The organism is Duganella paludis (assembly GCF_054461335.1).
Genome location: NZ_CM136922.1, coordinates 4,444,191 through 4,470,832, shown reverse-complemented (window position 1 = coordinate 4,470,832; position 26,642 = coordinate 4,444,191). Strand labels below are relative to the sequence as shown.

General features: G+C 63.8%; 19 protein-coding genes and 2 pseudogenes. 10 read left to right on the top strand and 11 right to left on the bottom strand.

Annotated features, from left to right (window positions below):
• Positions 1 to 12 precede the first annotated feature (12 nt).
• The 6 genes and pseudogenes from ACXZ1M_RS19725 to ACXZ1M_RS19700 form a co-directional block, all read right to left on the bottom strand.
• Positions 13 to 614, bottom strand: a pseudogene (locus ACXZ1M_RS19725) (aromatic ring-hydroxylating dioxygenase subunit alpha); the annotation flags it as partial.
• A 64-nt stretch (positions 615 to 678) separates the two neighbouring features.
• Positions 679 to 1,170, bottom strand: coding sequence for a flavin reductase family protein (locus ACXZ1M_RS19720; RefSeq protein WP_459049340.1), 492 nt, complete (start codon positions 1,168 to 1,170; stop codon positions 679 to 681).
• Positions 1,171 to 1,255: 85 nt separating this feature from the next.
• Complete coding sequence (locus ACXZ1M_RS19715) at positions 1,256 to 2,200, bottom strand: helix-turn-helix domain-containing protein (protein WP_459049339.1); 945 nt, start codon at positions 2,198 to 2,200, stop codon at positions 1,256 to 1,258.
• Positions 2,178 to 3,662: a 4-hydroxyphenylacetate 3-hydroxylase N-terminal domain-containing protein gene (locus tag ACXZ1M_RS19710; protein WP_459049338.1), complete on the bottom strand. Its 1,485-nt coding sequence runs from the start codon at positions 3,660 to 3,662 to the stop codon at positions 2,178 to 2,180. Before ACXZ1M_RS19710 ends, ACXZ1M_RS19715 begins: the two co-directional genes overlap by 23 nt.
• A gap of 230 nt (positions 3,663 to 3,892) precedes the next feature.
• Positions 3,893 to 5,659, bottom strand: a complete 1,767-nt coding sequence (locus ACXZ1M_RS19705) for a beta-L-arabinofuranosidase domain-containing protein (RefSeq protein ID WP_459049337.1) — start codon at positions 5,657 to 5,659, stop codon at positions 3,893 to 3,895.
• Between the two features lie 262 nt (positions 5,660 to 5,921).
• Positions 5,922 to 6,155 carry a hypothetical protein gene (locus ACXZ1M_RS19700; protein WP_459049336.1) on the bottom strand — a complete coding sequence of 78 codons (234 nt, stop codon included), beginning with the start codon at positions 6,153 to 6,155 and terminating at the stop codon, positions 5,922 to 5,924.
• 181 nt (positions 6,156 to 6,336) lie between these two features.
• Between ACXZ1M_RS19700 and ACXZ1M_RS19695 the strand changes: the two genes are divergently transcribed.
• The 9 genes from ACXZ1M_RS19695 to ACXZ1M_RS19655 all read left to right on the top strand — a co-directional run bounded on the left by ACXZ1M_RS19695 (position 6,337) and on the right by ACXZ1M_RS19655 (position 18,615).
• Positions 6,337 to 7,491: an FIST signal transduction protein gene (locus ACXZ1M_RS19695; protein WP_459049335.1), complete on the top strand. Its 1,155-nt coding sequence runs from the start codon at positions 6,337 to 6,339 to the stop codon at positions 7,489 to 7,491.
• Positions 7,484 to 8,554 (top strand): diguanylate cyclase domain-containing protein, encoded by a 1,071-nt coding sequence (locus ACXZ1M_RS19690; RefSeq protein WP_459049334.1) that lies wholly within the window; start codon positions 7,484 to 7,486, stop codon positions 8,552 to 8,554. The genes ACXZ1M_RS19695 and ACXZ1M_RS19690 overlap by 8 nt, the downstream gene beginning before the upstream one ends.
• A gap of 147 nt (positions 8,555 to 8,701) precedes the next feature.
• Positions 8,702 to 10,309: a methyl-accepting chemotaxis protein gene (locus ACXZ1M_RS19685; RefSeq protein ID WP_459049333.1), complete on the top strand. Its 1,608-nt coding sequence runs from the start codon at positions 8,702 to 8,704 to the stop codon at positions 10,307 to 10,309.
• 77 nt (positions 10,310 to 10,386) lie between these two features.
• Complete coding sequence (locus ACXZ1M_RS19680; RefSeq protein WP_459049332.1) at positions 10,387 to 12,981, top strand: LuxR C-terminal-related transcriptional regulator; 2,595 nt, start codon at positions 10,387 to 10,389, stop codon at positions 12,979 to 12,981.
• Positions 12,982 to 13,204: 223 nt separating this feature from the next.
• Positions 13,205 to 13,987 (top strand): MHFG family PEP-CTERM protein, encoded by a 783-nt coding sequence (locus ACXZ1M_RS19675; protein WP_459049331.1) that lies wholly within the window; start codon positions 13,205 to 13,207, stop codon positions 13,985 to 13,987.
• Between the two features lie 92 nt (positions 13,988 to 14,079).
• Entirely contained in the window at positions 14,080 to 14,727 is a 648-nt protein-coding gene (locus tag ACXZ1M_RS19670) for a chemotaxis protein CheC (RefSeq protein ID WP_459049330.1), read from the top strand.
• Positions 14,728 to 14,772: 45 nt separating this feature from the next.
• On the top strand, positions 14,773 to 15,408 hold the full coding sequence (locus tag ACXZ1M_RS19665) for a Crp/Fnr family transcriptional regulator (RefSeq protein ID WP_459049329.1): 636 nt from the start codon (positions 14,773 to 14,775) through the stop codon (positions 15,406 to 15,408).
• 11 nt (positions 15,409 to 15,419) lie between these two features.
• Complete coding sequence (locus tag ACXZ1M_RS19660; RefSeq protein WP_459049328.1) at positions 15,420 to 18,074, top strand: bifunctional diguanylate cyclase/phosphodiesterase; 2,655 nt, start codon at positions 15,420 to 15,422, stop codon at positions 18,072 to 18,074.
• 79 nt (positions 18,075 to 18,153) lie between these two features.
• Positions 18,154 to 18,615, top strand: a complete 462-nt coding sequence (locus tag ACXZ1M_RS19655; RefSeq protein WP_459049327.1) for a hypothetical protein — start codon at positions 18,154 to 18,156, stop codon at positions 18,613 to 18,615.
• A gap of 68 nt (positions 18,616 to 18,683) precedes the next feature.
• On the opposite strand, the gene ACXZ1M_RS19650 is transcribed toward ACXZ1M_RS19655, so the two are convergent.
• Positions 18,684 to 20,348 (bottom strand): methyl-accepting chemotaxis protein, encoded by a 1,665-nt coding sequence (locus tag ACXZ1M_RS19650; protein ID WP_459049326.1) that lies wholly within the window; start codon positions 20,346 to 20,348, stop codon positions 18,684 to 18,686.
• 126 nt (positions 20,349 to 20,474) lie between these two features.
• Entirely contained in the window at positions 20,475 to 21,161 is a 687-nt protein-coding gene (gene aqpZ, locus ACXZ1M_RS19645; protein WP_459049325.1) for an aquaporin Z, read from the bottom strand.
• 753 nt (positions 21,162 to 21,914) lie between these two features.
• Here aqpZ and ACXZ1M_RS19640 point away from each other — a divergent pair.
• Positions 21,915 to 22,013 (top strand): annotated as a pseudogene (locus tag ACXZ1M_RS19640) (PEP-CTERM sorting domain-containing protein); the annotation flags it as partial.
• Positions 22,014 to 22,062: 49 nt separating this feature from the next.
• Here ACXZ1M_RS19640 and ACXZ1M_RS19635 read toward each other — a convergent pair.
• From ACXZ1M_RS19635 to ACXZ1M_RS19625, 3 genes are all read right to left on the bottom strand, one after another.
• Positions 22,063 to 23,100 (bottom strand): OmpA family protein, encoded by a 1,038-nt coding sequence (locus tag ACXZ1M_RS19635; protein WP_459049324.1) that lies wholly within the window; start codon positions 23,098 to 23,100, stop codon positions 22,063 to 22,065.
• Positions 23,101 to 23,197: 97 nt separating this feature from the next.
• The gene (locus ACXZ1M_RS19630) at positions 23,198 to 24,646 is read right to left on the bottom strand and encodes a Gfo/Idh/MocA family protein (protein WP_459049323.1); all 1,449 of its coding nucleotides are present in this window, start codon (positions 24,644 to 24,646) and stop codon (positions 23,198 to 23,200) included.
• A gap of 146 nt (positions 24,647 to 24,792) precedes the next feature.
• Entirely contained in the window at positions 24,793 to 26,616 is a 1,824-nt protein-coding gene (locus ACXZ1M_RS19625) for a beta-propeller fold lactonase family protein (RefSeq protein ID WP_459049322.1), read from the bottom strand.
• Positions 26,617 to 26,642 lie beyond the last annotated feature (26 nt).

Below are 26,642 nucleotides of genomic sequence, written 5' to 3'. Positions count from 1 at the left end.
GGGAGGATCCGGTTCAGGATAGCGAAGGACATTTTGCTGTTGCTGCTCCAGCATATCCTGGTCTTCGGCAAATATCTTGCCTTGACCTTCACGCATGCTGTCAGTCAGCGTCTGGTCTTCAAGTTTGAAGTTGCGACGACAATGCTGGACGCTTTACATTCCGCCGGCGCGTCGTACCCGCCTTTACCTGCGTGGGCGACACCTACCTCAATCATGACATGGCTGGGCGGCGTGAAGCGGCACACCTGCCAACGATCAACCGGCACATCGTCAGCCAAGCCGTTGCTACGCAAGGCAGTGTGCCAGAATGGCGGCGCCATGATATTGGAGGCGTGCACATAGGTCTCGTGCGTCAGATCCATGAGATTGTCGATCATCAGTCGATAGTCGCAGGCGATGTGATAGAGGCCACCGCCATACGCCCACTCTGGATGCTCTGCCCATTCAAGATGATGAATCAGCGCCGGATCGGCCATTTCCTTGTCGCCGGCCCAGACCCAGATAAAGCCGTAACGCTCCTCCACCGGATAGCTGCGGATGCACGGAAAGCCGCGCACGCGCTGTCCCGGCATGCCAACCACTTTGCCGTAACATCCCATCTCCAAGCCGTGGTAGCGCAAATTTACAAAAGTAAACGGCCTCACTCACAAAAAAGAGCTGCCGTACCACAGCCCCCGACTAGACGCCCCGGCTTGCCGATGGTTCACTGAAAGCACCTCGGTGGAAACCGAGCGGCGGCAAATCCTTGACATCCATCGCCACAATCCTTCCGATGAATATAGTGTGGTCGCCAGCAGCTACGACCTGCTCCAGCTCGCACTCAAAGAAAGCGACGTGCCCATGTAATAGCGGAAGTCCCGTCGCCCCCTCTTCCCAGCGCACTCCTTCAAAACGGTCTGGCACGCGCGACGCAAAGCGAGTGGCGATCTCCTTCTGGTCGTGTGCCAGGATATTTACAGCAAATCCCGAGGCGACAGCAAAAGCGGAATGCACAGTCGCACGCCGATCCAGACATACCAGCACCAGTGGCGGTGACATGGAAACGGAAGTGAAGGAATTGGCAGTGAAGCCGACATTCCCTCCGTCCGCAGTGCGTGTGGTTACCACGGTTACCCCGGTCGGAAAGGCGCCGAACGCACGGCGAAGATCGTTGGACGAAAACTCTGACATTGCGCGACTCCGAATTCATGATGGAGATCGCATCATATTGCGGGCAGCCTGACCAGGCTGTTCCAGGTTGGCGAGAAAATGTTCTCTATGTTTTCGCGTTGCGCCAGGCAAGCGGTGTGCAACCAAAGCGTTTTTTGAAGACACGGGAAAAATGTGAGACGTTTTCAAAACCGACGGTGAACGCGATATCGGTTACGGTAGATTCGTTGCCCGCTTGCGATCGAAGCAGCGTGGCCGCGCGCTCAAGCCGGCGCTCCCAGATTAACGGCGACACCGGATGACCCAGATGGCTCACGAAGATTTCATCAAGTCGCCTACGGCTGACGCACATATAGGCTGCCAACTTCTCGGTATTGAAGGTCGAATCGAACACCGACGAATCCAAATGCTGGAGAGCCCGATATAGTCGGCTTTCGTCGCGGGTCGATGAATGAACTGAATCAAGTGCGGGCAGGTGCAAGCCATCCAGGAGCATCGCCATCATCCGCTGGCACTGGTCGCCATTCAGCATCGGACAGATCTCCAGCGTATCTCGCATTAACCGTGATAACGCCTGCACACCAGGCTGCTCGCGCCGAAAACGCTGGCTGATCATCCGCCCGGCCGATGGTAGCTGCGCCTTCGCCAACCGCGAGGGTGCGGTGAAAAGCATCAATTCGGAACCGATTTGCATTTCTTTCTGAAATGCTTGGCCAGTATGCAGAAAAACCATGTCGCCGGCACTTAGAGAATTGACTCGTCCGGCCTGCGACACGGTGCAATTTCCGCTCAATAGCAGGACCGCAGCGTAACTGCCCTCCGCGGCACCACCGCCTGATCCAGGCGCACCATGCAGAACCTGCGAAAATGCCGTACGAATTCGGTACAGGCCAAACTGTCCTGCCTGCACACCTCGGATGTAGCCACCATCCGGGTGTCGTGCAGGAGCGCCCCCCAGGCGAATACGGTCCCGGAAAAGCCCTGTATGCCACTGCCGCCACATACTGTTTCGGCGCGTTTCCGTTACCTCAACCAAATCCAGCTCTACCATGAATGTCCTCGCGTCGCGAAACTGCTGCCAGAAACTCATCGACAGGGCCCTTTTCTTCAGGTCCCTTACCCGCATAAGTTTGCATGTGGTCTGTTGACATCGCCCTGAAACTACTGCCAAGATAAAAGCGCTCATACAAGGCATTTCGACTACCGAGTCCGGACCCGACGAAGTCCCAGGCTGTGCGGAAAATTCGCGCGCGCTCCTGGGCACTACAGCCTCCGGCGCCAGGCATATACTGTTCAATCAATGCCGACAGCTTCGGATTCCCGAATGCCGCGATCGAGGGCGTGGCCAGCAGATTGTGTGAGCCAAGATTGATGATGATTTCATTGGCACGCACCATCCACACCGGCAGGAAGGCCCTTGTCGCCCTGGTGGCACTGTCGTCCATAAACCACGTTCCGTTTCCCCAGTCACGCGCCTGCGCTTCGCCAGCGGCAATGGCGGCGCGGGTCAGTCTAGCATATTCAAGCAGCTCTCCTAGCGCATGAGCCACTTCCGGGCGCTTGACCGCGTTCATCGTTTCGGCCATGCGGCAGGCCAGATCGTAAGCGAACTCCAGCTTGACTGCGGCGCGCAGATTGGTCTGCTGAGCGATATTGGCCAGCCACCCGCCGCGAATCAATGCATTGTATGCCGGGATATCGCCGTCGATGAATAGACGTTCGTATGGAATTTCGACGTCATCAAAAATCACAAACGTATCCTGCTCATCAAAGCGCGAGGAGAACGGCCGGTCCTCTTCATTTCCACCACCATAGTGGTCGCGGCAAATCTGGATCAAACCTTTGGTCGCCACGGGAATGGAAAACATCAGCGCGCACGCCGGCTCAGCATGCGGTGGCAGCGGAGCGGATGGATAGACAAACATCTCGTCCGCAAATGGCCCCAATGTCGCGAGAACCTTCGCCCCCCGTACAACTACTCCCGTCTTCGTACGGCGCACCACACGTAGTGAAAGGTCGGCATTCATCCCGCTCAACTCATCACAACTCCGGTCGATAGCCGGCTGGACAATGCAATGCGTCAACGCGAGATCACCGCGAACGACTTCCCGGTAAAAGTTTTTCAAACGCCGAGCCGGCTCAAGATCACCTTTACTGGACAGTACATCGGACCTCCCGACGTATCCCGCCAGGGTGACATTCACATAATCTGGCGTGCGTCCCATCATGCCAACCGAGTAGCGGGCCAACCGTTCGAAGCAGCGATGACGAATTGCGAGGTCCTCGCGAGATTTGGGCACCAAAAGACTAGCGCTCATCGTTTCACCAGTTTCAGGATCTACCGTCACACAGTCGTCGGCATATCTATGCTGCCAATCGAAATAGCCTGCTAACCCCCGTAACGAACCGGCGAAAGCCGGCTCAATAAGCGGCGACACTTCACGATCGCCTAGCCAAACCGACCTTTGGTCGTCGAGCCCCTTTAAATATGCACTACCTGTTCGCACGGCCATTCATATCTCCTATCATAGTGCTGATGGACGATGCACATGCACCGCCACACATAGCTGATAGAAATTATGCTGATCGAGAGCTCGCTCGGCTTTTCCATACTAGCAGCACTACTGGCCAGATTGGAAGCTGGTACCCTGCCCGCAGCCGTCCGCCCTACTCTCACCTTGGGTAAGAGCAGTGAGCAATATTCTTTTCAAGCGGTGAAAAGCGCCTGCCGTGACCGATCTAGCTAGACCGTCAATGCGCGGACTCGCATGTACAGACGATAAGCTTCGTCGCCGATTTCCATGAATGGTTTGAGTGTGATGACGACGCCTTCAGCATCGATTTTCCACAGCGCCGGCGCAACGCGTTTCGCTTGCAGAAGCTGGTCCCTGTGCAAGACCGCCGGCGCCGGCAGTAGCGGGAACAATACCAGCGGGCCGACCAGCAGCGACACCACATCCGGATGCGCAGGATGGATCGGTTCCAGTCGCGTGCGCATGTCGAAGTCGATCCGCAGACGGTCACCTGGCTGCCAAACTCTACTGAGCGGGAGGAAAGCGCCCGGCGCAATCGTCAGGGCGACCTGCACATCGTTGACGAGAATCCGGGTATCCGGCCCGGCCCAGGCAGGTATGCGTAGCTGCACGGTAAACTCGCTTGCCTTGGCAGCCCGCACTGTCAGCGTGCTGGTGTTGGTCAACGGATAGGAAGTCTTCTGTTCGATCGTGACAGTTTGTCCGGCCACCGCCATCTGCACGCTGGACGGCACATACAGATTCACGTACAGTGCCTGGTCCGCCTGGAGGTAGGCGCTGATCCCGTAGTCGGCGGCGAGCTGAATGAAGGTGCCCGAGCAGCACGGCCACGCTTCGCCGCGAAATACTTTGCGGGCGGAATCGGCGTAGTCCGCATAATAAAAAGTGCTGCCGTCGGCCAGCGTTGGTCGCGCGCCCAGGACGGTGTTGTAGAGTACCCGCTCCATGCTGTCGCCGTAGTGACTGGACTTCGTTATTTGCAGCAGACTTCTGGCGATCTTGAAATGCCCGTAGGCGCCGCATGGTGTTTCGAATGAGCGGTGCGTTTCGCTCAACGACGCCAGCAGGGTTTCGGTATCGTCGGCCGCCAGGAGTTCTTCGTTCGGTCCCCAGCCTCCGGTGGCATAGGATTGCGCCTGCACGAAGGCAAAGCCATTGCGCGCGGCGTCCAGGTATTTGCGGTCGCCTTGAACCAGGTAAGCCTGAACTGCGGAATTCAAGGCATTCACATGGCTGTAGGCATGCTTGCCTTTGAGCGGGCTTTGGCCGCGCGCGAGCGGGTCAAACAGGGCCTCATCTTGCAAGTATCGCGCGGCGAGATGTTTGTAGCGCTCGCCCATGCCCGCCTGCCAGGCTAAAAACAAGTGTTCGGGCAAGGTGTAGGGCTCATCCCAGATTTCAGCCTCTTGCGTGTACGGCCTTGCCCTGCGCTCCTCACGCGTCAAGGCTTTTTCCGGCAGAAAGGGAATGACGATATCGGTCAGATGATCCAGGGTCGGCTTCGCCAGCGTGACGCCGGCATACTGATAGGCATCGACCAGGCCGATCACCAATTTGTCGTAGGTGTAGGCCGGCAGCGGGTAGCCGGCAAAGAATAGCGGATGGATGGTCGCCGCATATTTCTGCACCAGATCCCGGATCTTACGCTGAATCGCGGCATCCCCTGACGCCGCATAGCAGCGGGACAGTCCAGACAGATACTGTCCGAAACTATGGCCCGGTATGTAGCCGTGCCAGTTGGCGTTGCCGTAGTCGTTGGGATCGATATGAAAATCATCCGAAGCGTCATACCAGCCGCCCATGTCTTCGCCCGGAGCGGACTGACGGGCGCGCACACGGAAGGGCTTGAGCAGCTTATCGTCACTGATGGACATGAACAGGCTACGATTGTGCAACAGTTGCTCAAGCAAACGGCTATCGCCCAATTGAACCTGTTTGTAGCTGAACCTGCGCAAGGCCGGCTGAATCGCCGGCATTGGTGTCCGGCTTGTCACAAGCTCCGCTGCAGACGACGAACGGTAGATCGACATCAAGGCCACGCTGTGGACCATGAAGTGACGTCGGGAATAGCTTCTCGCCATAGGGGGAGGTCCGGAGGTAGAAATAATTTAGAGACAGGATCTCGACATTAAATACTAGCATCCAGACTACCGCTTGCCGCACCTTCGCCCGCAGAGTGCATTTGTTTAGCGCGCGAAGACGCAACAGGCGATTCACCGCAACGAGCGGCTCGGTGAGCTAAGATGATTTCCGGCGGCGCGACGCCGTGCGCGCGCTACTGCTCTTGCGACGCGATGCCGATCGCGCCGGCGGCCGGTGACGTGTTTTGGTCTCACCTGCTTCCGCGCGCTGCTTGTTGACGATACGCGCGGCAACTTCCTCCTCCCTGCCAGCGTATCGGCCTTCCTTCTTGAATTTGCGTTCGATCTTTTTGTACTCGCGTTCGCGCTTTGGGCTGGCTCCTGTAGGCATGGCGTTCTCCTGTTCGAATGAAAATTCAGGATACTTTTTCGCGCCGCCAAAGTATGCGAAATGCCGCACACCTATTACAAGAAATCCTCAACCAGTTTAACGTCGCGCTACAGGGAAGTTCCTATAATCCTTCTTCCCCAAAAACATAAATTGCCCACAAGGCAGTAAAGGAGCGACAGCGATGTGGACGCAACGAGTAGACGCAAGCCAGCGTTCACAGGCCGACCAACCAACCCGGCAGCCCGACCTGATTTTCCTGTTTGAAGCCACCGAGCTGGCCCTGGAGGGCACGCAACTGGCATCGCTGCGCCAGCGTTTTCCCGACACGCCGATCGTCGGCTGCAGCAGCGGCACTATCATCGAAGGCCAGCACGTGGCGGACGACAGTGCGACCGCGCTGGCGGTGGGTTTCGACCATACACCGGTGCGGCTGGCCACCCATCCCTGCCTCAGCCCTGAACACAGCCTCGAGGCCGGCCGCGCGCTCGGCGCCCGCCTGGCCGCCGCCGACCTGTCGGCGCTGCTGATCCTGTCCGACGGCTTGCACGTCAACGGCAGCGCGCTGATCGCCGGCTTGCGCGCCGAGGTCGGCGAGGAGGTGGCCATCAGCGGCGGCCTGGCCGGCGACGGTCCGCGCTTCGCCCGCACGCTGGTGCACGCCGACGGTGCGCCGCAGTCGCAGCTGGTGGCCGCGATCGGCTTTTACGGTCCCCACATCCAGATCACGCACGGCAGCGTCGGCGGCTGGGACGTGTTCGGCCCCAACCGCACCGTGACCGCCTCCACCGGACAGGTGCTGCAGTCGCTGGACCACAAGCCGGCACTCGATTTGTACGAACGCTACCTGGGCGACGAGGCGGCCGACCTGCCCTCCTCCGCCTTGCTGTATCCGCTGCAGATCTGGGACGTGGAACGGCCACGGCACAGCCTGGTGCGCACGGTGACGGCGATCGACCGCGAGGCCCGCTCGATGGGCTTCGCCGGCAACATCCCGCAGGGCTGGCATGCGCGCCTGATGCGCGGCCGGCTCGAAGGCTTGATCGACGGCGCCAGCGATGCCGCCCAGCACGCGCTCGACGCCATGCGGGCCCGCAGCCCCGGCGCGACGCCGCAACTGTGCCTGACCATCAGCTGCGTCGGCCGCCGTCTGCTGATGGGCCAGCGCACCGAGGAGGAAGTGCGCGGCGTGGCCGAGGTGCTGGGCGCCGGGGTGGAACAGATCGGCTTTTATTCCTACGGTGAGATCGCGCCGCACCAGGACTCCGGCATATGCGACCTGCACAACCAGACCATGACGCTGACGCTGTTTGCCGAAACGGAGCCCGGCCATGCATAAGCTGCTGGCACGCCAGTTGGCCAAGGTCGACCTCGATAGCACAGCCGGCTTGCCGGCCTTGCTGGAACTGGTGGGCAACGCCTACGCCGAACATGACCAGGAACGCCGCCGCAGCGATCGCTCAACCGGGCTGATGGCCGAAGAGCTGGACCAACTGTACGCGCAGTTGCAACAATCGATGGCGCTCATCGCCCAGCAAAACCTGCGCTTCCAGGCCGCGCTGGACAATATGTCGCAAAGCCTGTGCCTGTTCGACCGCGACGGCCGGCTGGTGGTCTGCAACCGCCGCTTCCTGCAACTGTACCGACTGCCCGACAGCTACCAGCCGATCGGCCAGCCGCTGGAAGCCATCCTGCAGCACAGCGAGGCGCTGGCCAGGCTGGCGCCGGCCGAGGCCGCGCAACGGCGCGAAGCCCACGTGACGCTGGTGCTCGGCGCCGCCCTCGAACAGCATTGGGCCGACGAGCAGGTGGTGGCCATCGCCCGCAACCGCATCGAAGACGGCGGCTACCTCGACACCATGGCCGACATCACCGCCAGCCACCAGGCCACCGCGCGCATCATGCACATGGCGCGCTACGATGCGCTGACCGACCTGCCCAACCGCACGCTGTACCGCGAGCGCCTGCTCAACGTGGTGGAACATGCGCGGCGCGGCGAACTGTGCGCCGTGTTCTGCCTCGACCTGGACCGCTTCAAGGCGGTCAACGACAACTTCGGCCATCCGGTCGGCGACGCCCTGCTGGTCGAGGTCAGCGCCCGGCTCAAGGCCTGCGTGCGCGAAGTCGACACCGTGGCCCGGCTCGGCGGCGACGAGTTCGCCATCCTGCTGCGGCAACTGGTCTCGGCCGAGCAGACCCACGGGCTGGCGGAGCGCATCATCCACGACCTGTGCCAGCCCTATGAACTCGACGGCCACGTCGTCAACATCGGCGCCAGCATCGGCATCGCCATCATCAACCGCACCCACAACGATCCCGAAGCGCTGATGTGCAACGCCGACCAGGCCTTGTACCAGGCCAAGCACGCCGGCCGCGGCGTGTTCCGCCAATACCTGCCCTGAGCCCCGGCGGGGGCCTCCGCCGGCAGTGTTGCAATCATGTCCTATTTTCCCATTCGTTCAACTGGCTGAACGACCAATAGTTTCCCAATAGATACTCTTTCTACAGGGAAAACGTTTTCACGTCCTTCTGCCGGCTTAAGGGAAACCATGTTAAAAAATCTCAGCATTCGTGTACGGCTGATCTATCTGGTGCTGTCGATGTCCTTGCTGCTGATCGCGATCGGCATCTACGGCCTGGTGGGGATCGCCCACGTCAACGGCTCACTGAAAACGGTGTACGACGACCGCCTGGTCGCGCTGGGCCAGCTCGACCGCGTATCGCGCGCCTTCCTGCGCACCCAGCTGCAGATCGCGCTCAGTGTCTCGCCCAGCCACCAGGGCGTCCCGGTCGAGGAGATCGATAAGACCATCGCCGGCCTGCATCAGGACTGGGAGGCCTACAACGCCACCTACCTGACGTCCGAGGAGCAGGAGCTGGCCAAGGCGGTGCAGCGCGAGCTGGTCCAGTACGAGGCCAGCGCGCTGCGTCCGGCGCTGGCGGCCTTGCGCCAGCAGGAACTCGCCAGCGCCGAGGCGCTGCTGCGCGGCCCCATCACCACCGCCTACTTCGAAGTGCGCAAGCCGCTGATGGCCCTGCTCGATTTGCAGCTGCGCGAAGCCAAGGCCGAGTATGAGCGCTCGCAAACCGACTTCCACCAGCGCCGCCTGCTGTCGATCATCGTCATCGCGCTCGGCGTGCTCGGTTCGAGCGCCCTGGCGATATGGGTGATCCAGTCGATTTCGACGCCGTTGAACCGCGCGGTGGGCTTCGCCCGCAGCGTGGCCGAGGGCAACCTGGCGGCCGAGATCGACGTCCACGCCCAGGATGAAACCGGGCGCCTGATCCAGTCGCTCAGCGATATGCGCAGCAACCTGTCCGGCATCGTCACCCAGGTGCGCAGCGGCACCGATGCCATGGCCGATGCGGTCGAACACCTGGCGCGCGGCAACCTGGACCTGTCCTCGCGCACCGAGGAACAAGCCTCGTCGCTGGAGCAGACCGCCTCCTCGATGGAGCAGCTGACCGCCACCGTCAAGCAGAACGCCGACAACGCGCGCCACGCCAAGCAGCTGGCGTCGGAGGCGGCCGACGCGGCGCGCCTGGGAGGCGACGTGGTGGGCCAGGTGGTGTCCACCATGAGCACGATACGCGAGAGCTCGGGACGCATCGTCGACATCATCACCGTAATCGACGGCATCTCGTTCCAGACCAATATCCTGGCGCTCAACGCCGCCGTGGAAGCGGCCCGCGCCGGCGACCAGGGACGCGGCTTCGCGGTGGTCGCCGGCGAGGTCCGCACCCTGGCCCACCGCTCGGCGGCGGCGGCCAAGGAAATCAAGACCCTGATCAACGACTCGGTCGCCAACGTCAATGCCGGCGACAGCCTGGTGAACCAGGCCGGCGCCGCCATGCAGGAGATCGTGAGCGGCGTGCAACGCGTGACCGATATCATGAGCGATATCAGCCGCGCCAGCGACGAGCAGACGGTGGGCATCGAGCAGGTCAACGAGGCCATCACCCAGCTCGACAGCGTCACCCAGCAGAACGCCAGCCTGGTCGAGGAAGCCACCTCGGCCGCCAACGCCCTGCGCGCGCAGGCGGCAGGGCTGCAACAGGCGGTCAGCGTGTTCGTGCTGGGCGCCGCGCACCCGGCGGCGACGCCCCGGCGCGCGCTGGCCATCGCCGCGCCACACCGGAGGACCACGCCGCAGTGAGGTTATGCTTCCCCCGATTGTCACTGCTCAGGCTTCCGTGCCACAATGACGCGTACATATCCTGCTCAGGAGCCACAGTGAGCCTTTCGGAACTCAAGCTGATGCCGCCGTCGACGGCGTTGCCCCTGATGTCGCGCTCCCAGATCCTGGAGCGCCTGGCCAGCGAAGGCGAATTCAAGATCAACCTGCTGCGGGCGCCGGCCGGCTATGGCAAAACCTCGCTGCTGCGCATGATTTACGCCTGCGCCAACCAGAGCGGCCAGCAGGCGGCCTGGCTGACGCTGGACGGCTCCGACGTCGACCAGATCCGCCTGATGCTGGGACTGCGGGCCGCGCTCAAGCTGTCGAGCACGCCCGCGCCGGACAACTTCGCGCCGCTGCAGCAATCGCAGTGCACCCATTTGTTTCTCGACGATGTGGAGCGCCTCGACACCCCGGCCATCGAGCTGCTGTTCTCGCTGATCCTGAAAGGTTCGCCGCCCGGCCTGCGGGTATTCCTGGGAGCCCGCAGCCTGCACGGCTTCAGCACCGCCGGCCTGAAAGCCAAGGGTGTGCTGCGCGAGCTCGACATGCAGGACCTGCAATTCACCGACGACGAAACCGTCAACTACCTGCACCATGCCAAGCTCGACCTGCAGCGCGACGAGCTGGCGCTGCTGCAGCAAGCCAGCGAAGGCTGGCCGGCGGCCGTGGAACTGATCGCGCTGGCCTGGCGGCGGCGTCAGGGCCGGACCCAGCCCGCCCTGCCCAGCCTGCACAGCCTGCACGACCTCGGCGAATACCTGGCCAACGAAGTGTTCGAGGCCCAGTCCGCCACCGTCCAGGACTTCCTGGTGGCGACCACCCCGCTGGCCTCGTTCAACGCCGCGTTGGCCGACGCCGCCCGCAGCGCCGCCGACAGCGCCACCCTGATCGACGCCGTCCGCGCCGCCGGCCTGCCGATCCAGCCGCTGCAGGGCGGCTGGTTCCGCTACCACCCGCTGTTCGCCGAGCACGTGGTGCTGCGCCAGCGGCCGGCGCCGGCCCTGTACCTGCGTACCGCCGAGTGGCTGTCGGCCCATGACCACAAGCTCGAATCGTTCGACTACTTCGTCAAGGCCAACCGCGTCGAGCGCGCCACCGACACCCTGGAATCGATCATGCTGCAGCTGCGTTCGAGCGGCCAGATCGCCACCGTGGTGCAGATGGCCGACCAGCTGCCGCCGGACATCGTGCAATCGCGGCCGGCGCTGGCCGCCACCGTGGTCGCCGGCATGGTCTACACCGGGCGCCACCGCGAACTGGCCGAGCGGCTGGAGCTGTGCCGCCGCAGCAGCGAACAGCCGTTCGCCGATCCCCACTACAGCGAAGTGGTGCGCGGCCTGGACCCGACCTGCGCCTTCCTGAACGGCGACTTCGAAGAAGCCACGCGCCTGATCGCGCAGAACTGGCCGCTGCAACAGAACGCCAACGCGCTGGACCGCTCGGCGCTGACCTACATCAACGTCTACGCCTGCCTGTGGCGCGGCGACCTCGACGAGGCCGCCGCCCTGATGATCCTGGCGCGCCGCGACTGCGGCATCACCAAGTCCCTGATGGGGGTCGGCATCGTCCACTTCCTGCAAGCCTACCTCGACGCGATCCAGGGCGACCTGCGCGCCGCCGATCGCGGCCTGGCCGCGCTGGAGCAGGTGGCCAGCCAATACGGCGAGGAAGTGCCGCCGATGCTGCTGCACCTGTTCGGCGGCGGCCTGATGCTGCTGGTCAAATACGAGCTCAACCAGCTCGACACCATCAAGCTGCGGCTGCAGGCGGTGGACGGCATCATCCTGTTCGGCCTGCCGTGGGAATCGCATATCAGCATCCTGCTGATCCACTCGCGCATGATCGCCCTGCAGCAGGGGCCGAACGCGGCGCGCCAGTGGCTGGAAGCGCAGATCGTCGGCGCCGGCCGCGCCCAGCAATTGCCGTCGCCGGCGCGGCGCGTGCTCGAAAGCGAGCTGGCACGCCTGTCGTCGCAGCACGATGCGCCCGGCGTGGCGGTCGGCTACGCGCGCCTGCTGGGCAATGGCGAAGGCCAGGAAAGCTATCTGGCGCCGTGCACCGAAATCGATGGCGGCGGCATCGCCCAGGCCCGCCTGCTGATCTACACCGCCCAGCCGGAGGCGGCGGTGGAGCGGCTGCGCCAGTTGCTCGATCACGCGCAGCGGCACCGCCGCGTGTGGCGCGCGACGCGGCTGCAATTGCTGCTGGCGATCGCGCTCGAACGCTGCGGCCGCCCGCAGGAGGCCGAGCCGGTGCTGGCCGCCGCGCTGGCGCAAGGCGCGCAGTCGGGCCTGATCCGCAGCTTCCTGGACGAGGGCGAGCCCGCCCTGGCCCTGCTGCGCGGCCTGCAAGGCCGTGCCCGCCACGTGCTGAGCGCGGCCGCCATGAGCCACCTCGAGCATCTGCTGTCGCTGCAGGACGTGCCGGCGCCGGCCAGCCCGCTGTACGAAGAGTTGACACAAACCGAGGCGGCGCTGCTGACGATGGTCGCGCACGGCAAAACCAACAAGGAAGTCGGCGACGCGCTGTTTCTCTCAGTCAACACTGTTAAATGGCACATGGGCCAGATCTTCCGCAAGCTCGACGCCAGCAATCGCAGCCAGGCCGTGTTCAATGCCCGCCAGGCAGGCCTCCTCCCCAAGCAGTAGCTTTTCCTTCATGCAGTTGAATGACAGTCCGCGCCCGATGTGGCCGGACTGCACTTCCTTTCCCTCCAGCATTTCCCAATCGGCTATTTAACGGCCGCGCTCGTCTATTTCCGGCTTTGTTCAGGCAGTTGAATGTTAAGCCCTAAGACACAAACATAAAATAATTACATCACTTTCCGTTTGTTAATTAGAAATTCTTTCTGGCATCAAAAGCCCCACGATCATGATAACCGCTCTTCTGCTGACCACCGCCATGCTGACCAGGATCGCTCCCGAATGTTCGTGGGACCACCCCGGCGTCAACCCCTTCCAGGGCAATGTTGCCGAGGCGGTCGACCATTACAAGGATATTCCGGCCGCCATCCGCGCCGCGCTCAAGCGCCGCATCGCCCAGGGCCAGGCCGATGAAGTGGTCGACATCGGCCGCGACCGCATCATCGCCAAGGCCGACTACGCGCCGGAAATCCGCGACATGCACTTCGGCGCCTCGTCCCTGTGCCGCAACATCACGCGCCGCCAGTGGCGCAGCGACCATGTCGAGCCGGCCACCGTGTACTGCGAGCAAGACCAGTGCATGATCATCCCCCGCATCTGCAACAACCTCAGCCGCATCACCCGCCGTGCGCCGGCGCAGCGGCCGGAAGCAGCGCCGGTGGCCGTGGTCGCGGCCCCAGCGGCGACCTTCAGCCCGGTCGACGAGGGCGGTCCGGCGGTGCCGGAGATCGTGTTCCCGGCCTGGCTGAGCGACGGCGGGGGCGACGGCCTGGCCGGCCTCGATGGCGACGGCGACGGCATGGGCGCCATCCCGCCCTGGCTGCGGATGGTGAAGGGGACGGAGGACGAGGATTGGAACCCGCACTTCCCCGTCCGCACGCCCGACAGCCCGCCGGTGTTTGCCCCGGTGCCCGAGCCCGACGCCTGGGCCATGCTGCTGTCCGGCGCCGCCCTGATCGCCTGGCTGGCACGCCGGCGCCAGCGCATTTCCCAACTTAAGTATGGTGAATAGTGTTGCCCGGGAAATATACCATTCGGCACATACATCGCCCCACCTCGATACCCGACGCTGGCCGCGCGACCCTTAACGTACCAGTGGACACCATGCTGCATGAATTGACCGAACTGACCGAGGCCGAAACCGATGCCCTGGTTGAAATCTTCAACATCGGCGTCGGCCACGCCGCCGCCGCCATGAGCGCCATCGTGCACGAGGAAGTGTGCATGTCGGTGCCGAGCCTGCGCTTCGCCCGCCGCTCGCTGGCCGCGCGCGAACTGGGCGACAAGGTCGCGCTGTGCGGTATCAGCCAGCAATATGCCGGCGCCTATGCCACCGAAGCCATCCTGATGTTCCCGGAAGCGGCCAGCTTCGAGATCGTGCGCATGATGGTGGGCGATGCGGTGCCGATCGAGGAGCTGGGCGAGATGGAGCGCGAAGCCATGAGCGAAATCGGCAACATCGTGCTCAACGCCTGCGTCGGCACCATGGCCAATATGTTCCACCACGAGTTGCGCGGCTCGCTGCCGACCTACCGCATCGGCACCAGCGAGGACATCCTCAATCCGCACCACGACAGCACCGATCCCCCGGTGCTGACGCTGCGCATCGCCTTTTCGCTCGAGCGCCAACAGCTACGCGGCTACCTGGCCTTCATCCTCAGCATGGCCACGCTGTCCGACCTGCGCCGGGAAATCGCGCTGTACCTGGCCCGGTTCGAGGCCGCCGGCAGCGACGGCCCGCCGCCACCATGAAACCCTTGTTGCTGCACGACCAGCGCCATCACCACACAGAAATCTATGTCTACCGAGAATAACGCTTTTTTTGCCCAACGCCGCAGGTATCAGCAAGTCCTCTGCGAACGCTTCAATATCGATGCCGAAATCTATCACGCCGTCAGCCACCTGGTGGCGCCGCTGGCCGTGCCCTTCGTCCGCCGCAAGGGCGAGTACCTGCAGCATGCGGGCGAAGTGGCGCGCTACCTGTACTGGATCACCGACGGCGTCGCCCGCAGCGGCTACACCACCAGCACCGGCACTGAAATCACCATCACCTTTTCGGTCGAGAGCCACAGCGCGCCGCCCTACCACGACCTGCTGGCCGCCAACCACGGCGAGCCGGCGCGCTACTTCGTCATTGCCGAGACCGCGTTGCAGGGCTTCCGCATCGACTGGCAAGCCTTGAGCCTGTTGCTGGAGACCGAGAAAGCCCTGCGTATCTACCACACCAAGACGCTGGAATACCTGCTGCCGCAGGAGGCGCGCCGCTCCTACATGCACATCGCCGCCAGCGCCAGCGACCGCCTGACGACCTTCCGCAACGATTTCCCCGGCCTGGAAGCGCGCATCTCGCAAAAGGTGATCGCCTCCTACCTGGAAATCACGCCGCAATACCTGTCGCAACTGCTCAATGGTGCCGTCATGCCGGTACGCTGAGAGACGCTGCGATGACCCCGCCCACCCCCGCCCACCGGCCAGAGCAACGGCCCGACCACCGCCAGATGCCCACCGTGACGCGGGTGGCCCTGTTGAACCTGCTGTTCTACATGCTGGCCGGCGCCGCCCTGTATGGCAGCTTGCAGCAGCACCGCCAGCAAGCCGCGCTGAGCGTCCAGAACCTGGCCTACTCGCTGCAGGAAAACGCTTCGGGCTGCCTGGAACGCATCAACCTGGTGCTGCTGTCGCTGCAGGCCGAGCGCGAGCATGGGCTGGCGCGGCAAGCGCGCCAGCCGGCGCTGCCGCAGGCGCCCGAAGTGCGGGCGCTCGGCTATGCGGACGCCCAGCCGCCGGGGATGGACCAGCGCGACTTCGTGCTGGCCGCGGCGGCCGACACCCGCGCCGAACTGATCCTGAGCCGCCCGCAGCGCAGCGCCACCGACGGCGCCTGGCTGCTGTACGCCGCGCGCCGCGTCAACCGAGCGGACGGCGGCTTCGGCGGCGTGGTCTACGCGGAACTGCCGCTGGCCTGGTTCCAGCAACTGATCGGCTCGGTGGACGTGGGGCCGCACGGCGTGATTTCCGTGCGCCAGGCCGACATGGCGCTGGTGGCGCGCGCGCCGCACTACGCCAACCAGGCCGACGGCGGCGTCGGCGACCGCACCGTCTCGTGGGAAACCCTGGCCAACATCGGCGCCCGGCCGGGCGCCGGCCACTACGACACCGTGGTCGCGCGCGACAGCATCCACCGCCACATGGCCTACCGCCGCGCCCGCAGCTATCCGCTGTACATCTTTGTCGGACTGGCCACGGACGACTACCTGGCGCCCTGGCGCCAGCAGCTGTACGCCATGCTGGCGATGGGCTTGTGCTTCTCCGCCACCACCATCCTGCAAGGCCGCAAAGCCTATCTGCGGCGCCGCGCCGAACTGCAGGCGATGGATGAGCTGCGGCTCAGCCAGGCGCTGCTGGCGGTGTCGGAAACGCGTTTCCGCACGCTGTACGAATCGATCAGCGACGCCGTCTGGCTGCTCGACGAGCGGCGCATTTTGGAATGCAACAACGCCACGCTGCGCCTGTTCGGCTGCGCCGGCAAGGCCGGCTTCACGGCCATGTCGCCGGACCAGCTGGCGCCGCTCACGCTGGCCGACGGCAGCGTGCAGTGCACGTTCAGCGAGCGCCTGCAGCAGGTGCAGCGCGAAGGCAAGGTGCGCTTCGACTGGGTCCACCAGCGCCTCGACAGCGGCGCCCACTTCCACAGCGAGGTCCTGCTGAGCAGCATCACGCTGGACCGGCAGGTGGTGCTGCAGGTCATGATGCGCGACATCACCGAACGCAAGCGCGCCGAGGAGCAGATCCGCCAGCTGGCGTATTTCGACACCCTGACCGGCCTCGCCAACCGGCGCCTGCTGATGGAGCGGCTGTCGCAGACGCGCGCCGGCGACGGCCAGCACTACGGCGCCCTGCTGTTCATCAACCTCGACAACTTCCGCGCGCTCAACGACATCGAAGGCCGCAACGCCGGCGACCGGCTGCTGCAGGAAGTGGCGCAGCGCCTGCGCGCCAGCGTGCGCGCCAACGACACGGTGGCGCGCGTCGGCGCCGACGACTTCATCGTGCTGCTGACCACCCTCGGACGCTGCCCGCAGGAAGCGCTGCGCCTGACCCACAGCCGCGCCGAACGCATCCGCGCCGAGTTGTGCCGTCCCTATGCGCTCGACAACGGCGCACCGCACTACAGCACCTGCTGCATCGGCGCCACCACCTTCCTCGGCCGCGAAGTCAGCGCCGACGCCGTGCTGCAGCAGGGCGAGACGGCGCTCACCCGCGCCAAGCAGGAGCAGCGCAACACCATCTGCCTGTTCGACGAGGACATGCTGGCCACGCTTGAGGCGCGCTCGGCCATGCAAACGGCGCTGACCGGCGCCGTGCACCGCGACGAATTCCAGCTCTACTACCAGGCCCAGGTCGGCCAGCACGGCCAGATCCTCGGTGCCGAGGGCTTGCTGCGCTGGCTCCCCGGCGGCGGCCCGCCCGTGTCGCCGCTGGAATTCATCCCGCTGGCGGAACAGGACGGCATGATCGTGCCGATCGGGCTGTGGGTGCTGCAAACGGCCTGCGCCCAGTTGCAGCGCTGGTCGCAGCAGCCGCAGACCGCGCAGCTGACCATCTCGATCAACGTCAGCGCGCGCCAGTTCCGGCAACGCGACTTCGTCCAGCAAGTGACCGACGCCATCGCGCGCCACCAGGTGCGGCCGGCGCTGCTGAAACTGGAACTGACCGAAAGCGCGCTGCTCGACAGCGTCGATGAGGTGGTGCAGCGCATGCATGAAATCCGCGCCCTCGGCGTGCGCATTTCGCTGGACGACTTCGGCACCGGTTTCTCGTCGCTGTCCTACCTCAAGCGCCTGCCGCTGGACCAGTTGAAAATCGACCAGTCCTTCGTGCGCGACGTGATCGACAACGCCAGCGACACCGCCATCGTGCGCGCCATCCTGGTGATGAGCCAGGCGCTGGGCCTGGATGTGGTGGCCGAGGGCGTGGAGACGCCGGCGCAGCGCGCCTTCCTGTCCGCGCACGGCTGCCAGCACTACCAGGGCTACCTGTTCGGGCGGCCGCTGCCGATCGATGCGTGGGAGCGCAACTTCAGTGGCGAAGATTGTTAGAAGATTCAAACAGTTGAAAGACAGTCATTCTTGCCAGCCATAGACTGGGTCTCATCATACAGCTTGTCATGGAGGGAATATGGAAAGTATCACGCACCACGAAGCCGGTTTGTTTTTCCCGAGCGATCGATCGTTGTCGCCGGCCAGCGCGCGGCGCGTCGTCAATCTGGTCAAGCTGCTGCGCGAAGTGGAACTGCATCCCCTGCGCCTGAGCGAAATCGCCAGCCTGCTGGGACTGACGCACCCGGGCGCCCGCAAATATGCGCGCCAGCTGCGCGACATCGGCATCCTGCAGGCGGTGCTGCCGGATGCCGAAGTCACCGCGCGCATGGAAAAAGTTTATCGATTGAGCACCAACCAGGCCTTGGTGCGGCGCTGCTGGGCCGAGCTGCTGCAGTTGGCGCCGCGCGCTGCGGCGGCCCAGTCCGCCGAGCTGCCGGTGCAGCCGTGGACGGCGCCGGCCGGCGAACCACACCGGGTCTACCGCGACCCGCTGGTCAGCGCCCTGTTTGGCAATCGGATTCCCTCTGTGGCCGAGTAATCTCCTTTGCCCCCGGCCGCGGATTTGCCGTTCAGCTCGCGCTGAACGGCTTTTTTATTTAGAACTATTTAGAACTCGCCCCACTCGCCGCCGACGGCCTTGCTGCTGCGGTTCCTGGCCGGCCCGGCGACCGGACGCGCCGACGTCACCAGTCGCAATGCCGCGCCCTGTTGCTGCTGCGGCTGCTGCCCGCCGAGCTTGAACACGCTGACCACGCCGGTCAGGGCTTGCGCCTGGTTCAGCATCGCTTCGGCGGCGGCCGAGGCCTCCTCCACCAGTGCCGCGTTCTGCTGGGTGGTGTTGTCCATTTCAGCGATGGCCTGGTTGACCTGCTCGATGCCGGCGCTCTGCTCCAGGCTGGCCGAGCTGATCTCGCGCATGATGTCGGATACGCGCTGGACGTTCTGCACGATCTCGCGCATGGTGTCGCCGGCCTGGTCCACCAGCTGGGTGCCGGTATCGATCTTGCCCACCGAGTCGTCGATCAGCACCTTGATTTCCTTGGCCGCCGACGCGCTGCGCTGCGCCAGGTTGCGTACTTCCGAGGCCACCACCGCAAAGCCCCGGCCCTGCTCGCCGGCCCGCGCCGCCTCCACGGCCGCGTTCAAGGCCAGGATATTGGTCTGGAACGCGATGCCGTCGATCACGCTGATGATGTCGACGATCTTGCGCGATGCCGTGTTGATCTCGCCCATGGTGTCGACCACGCGGGCCACCACGTCGCCGCCGCGCATCGCCACTTCCGACGCGCTGAGCGCCATTTTGTTGGCGGTGCCGGCGTTGTCGGCGTTCTGGCGCACGGTGGAGGTCAGTTCTTCCATCGACGAGGCGGTTTCCTCCAGCGAGCTGGCCTGGCTTTCAGTGCGGGTCGACAGATCGGCGTTGCCGCTGGCGATCTGGCCCGAGGCGGTGGAAATCGCTTCGGTGCCGACCCGCACTTCGCCGACGATCTTGACCAGCGAGGCGTTCATGTCCTTCAGCGCTTGCAGCAACTGGCCGGTCTCGTCGGTGCTGCGGACGTCGATGTGGCTGCTCAAGTCGCCGGCGGCGACCGTCTGCGCCACCCGTACCGCCACTTCCAGCGGATGGACGATGCCATTCGTCACGATGCGCGCCAGCACCACGCCGCACGCCAGCGCCACCACCGACAGCACCACCATCAGCAGCCGCGCGGCATCATAGGTGGCGCGCGCTTCGGTCACGCGCAGGCCGGCCTGCTGCGACTCGTAGGCCGCCATCTCGTCCATCGTGGCCAGCGACTTGTTCATCAGCGGCCGCGACTCTTCCAACAGCACCCGGGTCGATTCCTCGTTCTTGTTGGCGCGAGACAGGGCCAGGGCTTTGACGATCGCCGGCAAGGCCAGCGAGCGGGCCTCGTTGATCCTGGCCAGCTGGGTTTTACCTTCCGGAGTATTGGTCAGCGCCGTCAGGGCTTGCAGGTTCTTCTGGTACTTCTCCTTGAACGACGCGATCTTTTGCTCCTCGGCCTGCATCGCCTGCTCGTCCGTCAGGAAAATCATGTCGCGCACGCTGATCGCCTCGTTGCGCACGTTGTCCACCATGGTATTGACGGCTTCCAGCTTGGCGTTGTTCTCGCTGACGATGATTTCCGTCTGTTGTTGTATGCGCCCCATCTGGTTCGCGGCCATGATGGCCAAAGCCAGCAGCAATACCAGCACGGTGCCGAAGCCCAGCCGCAAACGCGTGCGGATGCTCAGATTATTCCAGTTCACGTTAAATCCCTCCAGTGTCGTCATTTTGGTGTGCGGATAATTTACACAAGGAAATGAATCGTAAATTATTGCAATAACTTCCTCGCCACCCGTAAGTATGGAAATGAGGGTGACGGGTCTTCCGCGTCAATCCCTGGCGGCGATCAGGCGGTAGCACAACGCGCCCAGCCAGGCGCCGGCGATCGGCGCCACCCAGAACAGCCACAACTGGTTGACGGCCCAGCCGCCGACATAGACGGCCACGGCGGTGCTGCGCGCCGGATTGACCGAGGTGTTGGTGACCGGGATGCTGATCAGGTGGATCAGGGTCAGGCACAGGCCGATCGGCAGCGGCGCAAAGCCGCGCGGCGCGCGGGCGTCGGTGGCGCCCAGGATCACGACCAAGAACATCATGGTCATCACCACTTCACACACCAGCGCGGCGGTCAGCGAATAGCCGGCCGGGGAATGCTCGCCGTAGCCGTTGCTGGCGAAGCCGCCGGCCAGGTCGAAGCCGGCCTTGCCGCTGGCGATCAGGTACAGCACGCCGCCGGCAACGATGCCGCCCGCCACCTGGGCCACGATGTAGGGCAACAACTGATTGGCGGGGAAGCGGCCGCCCGCCCACAAGCCGACCGATACCGCAGGATTGAGATGGCAACCGGAGATCGGGCCGATGGCGTAGGCCATCGTCAGCACGGTCAGGCCGAAGGCCAGCGAGACGCCGACAAAGCCGATGCCCAAGCCGGGAAAAGCGGCCGCCAGCACGGCGCTGCCGCAACCGCCCAATACCAGCCAAAACGTACCCAGAAATTCTGCGCCATATGATTTCATTGCATTTCCTCCAAGAAAAGATAAATAACTTGTTTCAAGGAATAAATTCTATTTCACTTTTTCCTTGAAATAAAATCCATTCATTAATAATTAAATTTATTCCACTTTATTCAAGTGCTTAAATTCCCACTCCCAAATTAAGCGGAATAATCCCAAGCATCAGCGTCATGTTTTATTTTCCCAAGTTATATTAATGAGAAAATTGTCAATAATTCATGCATTTAAATGTAATTTACCCGAAGCATTGATATCTTCTTATCGGGCATTGACATTGCCCAAACTTAATTAACTGGAGAAATCAAAATGAAACTTAAATATATCGCCGCAATCGCCGCGCTGGCCGCTGTGATTACCCCAGCGACCCACGCGGCCGACTGGGTTTATATTGCCAACCCAGGCATGGCCGGTTTTACCGATGGTCCCAAACAGGTCACGTACGGCCCGGTTGCCGCCAGCAGTGTCTGGGTCTATGACGGCGCCAATATCGCGAACCAGAATCCCGCCACCATCGAAAACCTGGTCGAGCACCAGTTCAACCTGCCGGACACCGGTCCAGGTTCCTTGTCGCTGATTAGCTACGGGAATGTCGGCAACACCTTTACCTTAAATGCCGGCACCAGCTACGCGGCGATTCACTATGGCAAAGGCGAGTTACTGTTCCACTGGGATACTCCCCTGCAAAGTGATATCGCCTTCACCATCGGTAATCTGCCGCACGGCATCAGCGACTTCCGGGCCTATGGCCTCATCACCACGCCGGTACCGGAACCGACCACCTATGCCATGCTGGCAAGCGGCCTGGGTTTGATGGGATTCATGGCACGCCGACGCAAAGACAAGCGGCAGGCATAAAAAGAAAAACCGCCGTGAAGGCGGTTTATTCTTTCTTCATGCGGCCGGCTTATTGCACGCGGCGTTCCACCGTGATCTGTTCGACTTCGACGCGGCGATTCGGTTCCAGGCACTTGATCAGGTCAGCACGCTTCTTGTTGTCGCAAGAGACGACCGGGCTGTCCTCGCCCTTGCCCACCGTGCTCAGGCGGTCGGCGGCAACGCCCTTGCCCACCAGATAAGCCTTGACGGCGTCGGCGCGACGCAGCGACAGCGCCTGGTTGTACTTGCTGCTGCCGATACGGTCGGCGTGGCCGCTGATGACGATGTTGCTGACGCCCGGATTGGCCTTGAGCAGCGTAGCAATGTCGTCCAGCTTAGGCTGCTCAGGCTTGAGCTCCGACTTGTCGAAGGCGAACAGCTCGGTGGCCGACATCGTCACCTTTTCAAAGCGCGCCACCGGTGGTGGTGGCGGAGGCAGCGGGGCTGGCGGCGGTGGCGGCGGCGCGACCACAGCGACCGGTGCCGGTGCTGGTGCGGGCGCCGGCGCCGGGGCTGGCTTGCCGAACGCATAGTTCAGGCCTGCGGTCAGGTAGAAGTTGTGCGGACGGTCGGCCGACGAACGCTTGGACAGGCCTTGCACGTCGCGTACATCGAACTGCAGCGACCATTGGTCGTTCAGTGAGCCTTGCACACCGGCGCCGACATTCACGTAGGCCGAGGTGTGCTTATCGCTCGGCAAGCCAGCCGGATCGTTGCGGTCGCGCTGGGCGCCGCCGCCGATCAGCAGGAATGGACGAACCGCGCTGCGCGAGAACATGTACAGGGCATCGGCGCCCAGCAGGTTCTGCTGGTAGCGGTTGCCGTCCTTGCGGGCGCGCGAGTAGGTGGTGCCCAGCTGGACGTCCCAGTCTTCCGACAGCGCTTTACCGAATTTCAAGCCGAGGCCGTGGCCGTGGTGGTCCGGGCTCCAGTCCGGGTCCTGGCGCATGGCGTTGACGCTAGGCTGGATGTACCACGAAGGATTGATTTCCGCGTCGGCAGCCAAGGCCGAGAACGAAGCGCACAGCACCGCAGCAGCCAGGGCGATTTTTTTTGTTGTGATCATAATTTTCTATCGAATAAGTAATTTATTGGATGCGTCCTTTCCCACGGGAAGTAAGCATTGTGCTGCGGATTGTAGAGACAGTCGCCGGCACGGGGATTTATCTAGTTGAAGATTGCAAGAAATAGCCAAGCGGCGCGCCACGGTCCGGCATCGGCGCGCGCTCCGGCGGCGTCAGGCCGGTGACCAGGTCGGCGATGCGCACCGAGGTCCCCTTTTCGAAACAGCGGTTGGCCGCGATGCCGACCAGGCAGGAATAGGCGCCTGCGCGCTCGTCGGAAACGCGCTTGTACTTGTCGGCCTGGGCCTCGCCGAAGATCTCTTCCAGCATCACATCGTCGCCGCCGCCGTGGCCGCCGGCGCCGGTCCACGGCGCGATCTCGCGCGCCGCGCCGCGCAGCGGAATCACGCGGATGCTCACCGTGTCGCTGCGGCTCTGCACCGCGTTGGCCCCGGCCACCCCGGCCGATTCAATGATGCTGTGCTCCAGCCGTCCCTTGGTGCCGTTGAAGGCGATGCGGTAGCCCTCCCACGCGTCGTAGGCCTGCAGGCCGTAATTGAGCAGCACGCCGTTGTCGTAGCGGACCATCACGCTCATCGTGTCCTCGATATTGATCTCGGGACGCCAGACGCACTGGTCGCGGAAGTAGCCGTCGTGCTGCTCGTTGTCCAGGTAAAGTTCCTTCAAGCCTTGGTCGGCCGCCAGGTCGAAGTAGAAATTGCACTTGGCCTTCTCGGTGCAGGTCAGGCAGCGCTGGTGCGCGCCCTGCAGGCCCATGCGCTTCGCCGTCTCCGGCGTGTAAAACTGGCGCGAGCCGAAGGCATGCACCAGCTCGGGCTGCGCGCCCAGCCACCAGTTGACCAGGTCGAAATGGTGGGTGGCCTTGTGCACCATCAGGCCGCCGGAATTGGCCTTGTTGCTGTGCCAGCGGCGGAAGTAGTCGGCGCCGTGCACGGTATTGAGCAGCCAGGTGAAATCGACCGACAGCACCTCGCCGATCTCGCCGCTCATCAGCAGGTCCTTGACCTGGGTGCGCGGCGGCGAGTAGCGGTAGTTGAAGGTCACGCGGATATGGCGCCCGCTGCGCTTGACGGCGTCGAGGATGCGCTGCGCCTTCTCGGCGGTGGTGGTCATCGGCTTTTCGGTGATGACGTCGCAGCCGGCGTCGAGCGCACGCACGATGTAATCGTCGTGGCTGGCGTCGGTGGTGGTGACGATGACGAACTGCGGCTTGGTCTCGCGCAGCATACGGTCGAAATCGGCCGCCGCGTAAGCCGCCGGCGTGCCGGCGCCGGTTTCGGCAATGCGCTTGACGGCCAGCGCGGCGCGGCCGGCGTTGCGGTCGCAGACGGCGACGATCTCGTTGCGGTCGCGGTACTTGCCGGTGATGGCGCGCGAGTACATGCGCGCGCGCGATCCCACGCCCACCACCACATAACGTTTGCGGGCGGTGGCGCCGTAGGCGGCGGTCGCCAGCATCATGCCGGCGGCGCTGGCGGCTTTCAAAACGGTGCGCCGCTTGTTCGGCCCGAGGTCGTTGTCTGTCATGCTGCGCTTCCCTTCACTGGTCTCTTGTCAGGCGTGAAGGCGGCCGGCTAGCCACCATCACGAGGATATATTGCGGGCATTGCTGCCCCGAATATATCCCCGCGCCATCAAAGTGGCAAGACCAATGTTGAAATTGGCCAGACCAGTCAGCGCTTGTTGATGAAACCGGCCAGGGCCGTCACCAGTTCCGGCGCCACCGGCAAATCGCCGCCGGCTTGCAGCATGTGGGTCATGCCTGCGATGACGACCATCGGCGTGCCAGGACGGGCGCGCTCCAACTGGCGAACCTGCTCTTCGCCGAACTGGCGATCGGCGTCGCCGCGAATAATGCGGGCGTGCATTTTGAGCTTGCCGAATTCCGCCGCCGCCAGCTCGCCGCCGCCGGCCAACGCCACGAAGCCGTTGGCGCCGACCTCGTTTGCGGCCAGCAGGCCCACCAGCGTGCCTCCACCGTGACCGATGACGACCACCTTGTTGAAGCGGCTATCCTTCTTCAGAAGCTTAATCCACTGCGCCGCGTCGGCTGCATGCTGTGCGGCCTCCTTCTGGTCCGCGCCGGGAGCGCCGATGCTGGCGCCGACGCCGCGCCTGTCGTAGCGCACGCTGGCAATACCTTGCGCCGCCAAGGCCCACGCCAATTGACGCAGGCTGTCGTTGCCGGCACGAGGACCGTTACCGTCCCGATCAAACGGTCCAGCATCGGCCACGAGTAACGCGACCGGCGCCGGCGCGCCGCCCAGAGGCAACACCAGCGTGCCCTGGATGCCGTTGCCAAGCTGGATCGCGGTCTCCTGGACGGAAGCGGCCACGTCCGCGCAAGCGCCCGCAAACACCACGCTCGACGGTTTGACGACATCCAGCTTGCTGGCCGTCGCAGCCAGGCGGCCATCGTCGGCAATGCGGAAAGCGTTCACCGCATTCGACGCTTCGTTCGACGCCAGCAACCAGCGCCCGTCCGGCGACAAGGCCAGGTGCCACGGCTGATCGCCGCCGGCCGGCACACGCTGAAGTTCGGCCAGACGTCCACTTGCCTTATCCACCTGATAGACAATCACCGTGTGATCGCCGCGATTGGAGACATACACCTGCCCGCCACCGCCGGAGACGATGATTTCCCCCGCGCTGATCTTGCCGCCATATCCGGCGTTGAGCGTGGACAAGGTCTGCACCACCTGCAGCCGGCCGGCGGCCGCATCCCAGGCGTAGACCAGCAGCTCGCCGGTAAACTCCGCCACCAGATAGGCATGGCGTCCATCCCCGCTGAATACCAGATGGCGCGGACCGCTACCGGGCGGCAGCTGGACGAAAGGCGTGGCGGCCGGCGCAAGTTGGCGCGTCGCCGCATCGTAGCGGAAAACGAAGACACGGTCCGCGCCCAGGTCCGGCACCAGCGCATAGCGGCCCGACGGGTCGATGGTCACGCCATGCGCATGCGGCGCGCGCTGGCGCGCGGTCGGGCCGCTGCCCTGGTCCTGCACCACCGACACCGGTCCGGCCAGCGCGCCGTCGGCGGCGACCGCCAGCGCCGCCACATGGCCGGTGCCGTAGTTGGCCACCAGCAGCGTACCGGCGCGCGTGTCCAGCGCCAGATGGGTGGGACCGCCGCCACCCGACGCCACCGCGCCCACCTCGGCCAGCGCGCCATCGGCGGCGATGCGCAGGCTGAACACCTTGCCATGCGTCGCGCCGTCATTGCCGGTTTCACTGACCGTGTACAGCAACGCGCGTGCCGGGTCTTTCACCAGCCAGGTGGGCCGTTCGATCGAGGCCACCGCCGACGCCGCGCCGAAGCTGCCGTCTTTGCCGTTGAACTGTGCGGTGAAGAGCGATGGCGCACCGCCCGGCGCGTGGGTGCCGATGTAGATGCGCTCGCAATCCGCAGCGACGGCGGCGGACGCGGTTGCCGCCATCGCAGCAGCAGCAGCAGTTGCTGCAACAGCGGCGATGCGCCATTTTGAATAGATGCTCATTCAGGCTCCTGTAGGTGGTCGTGCGG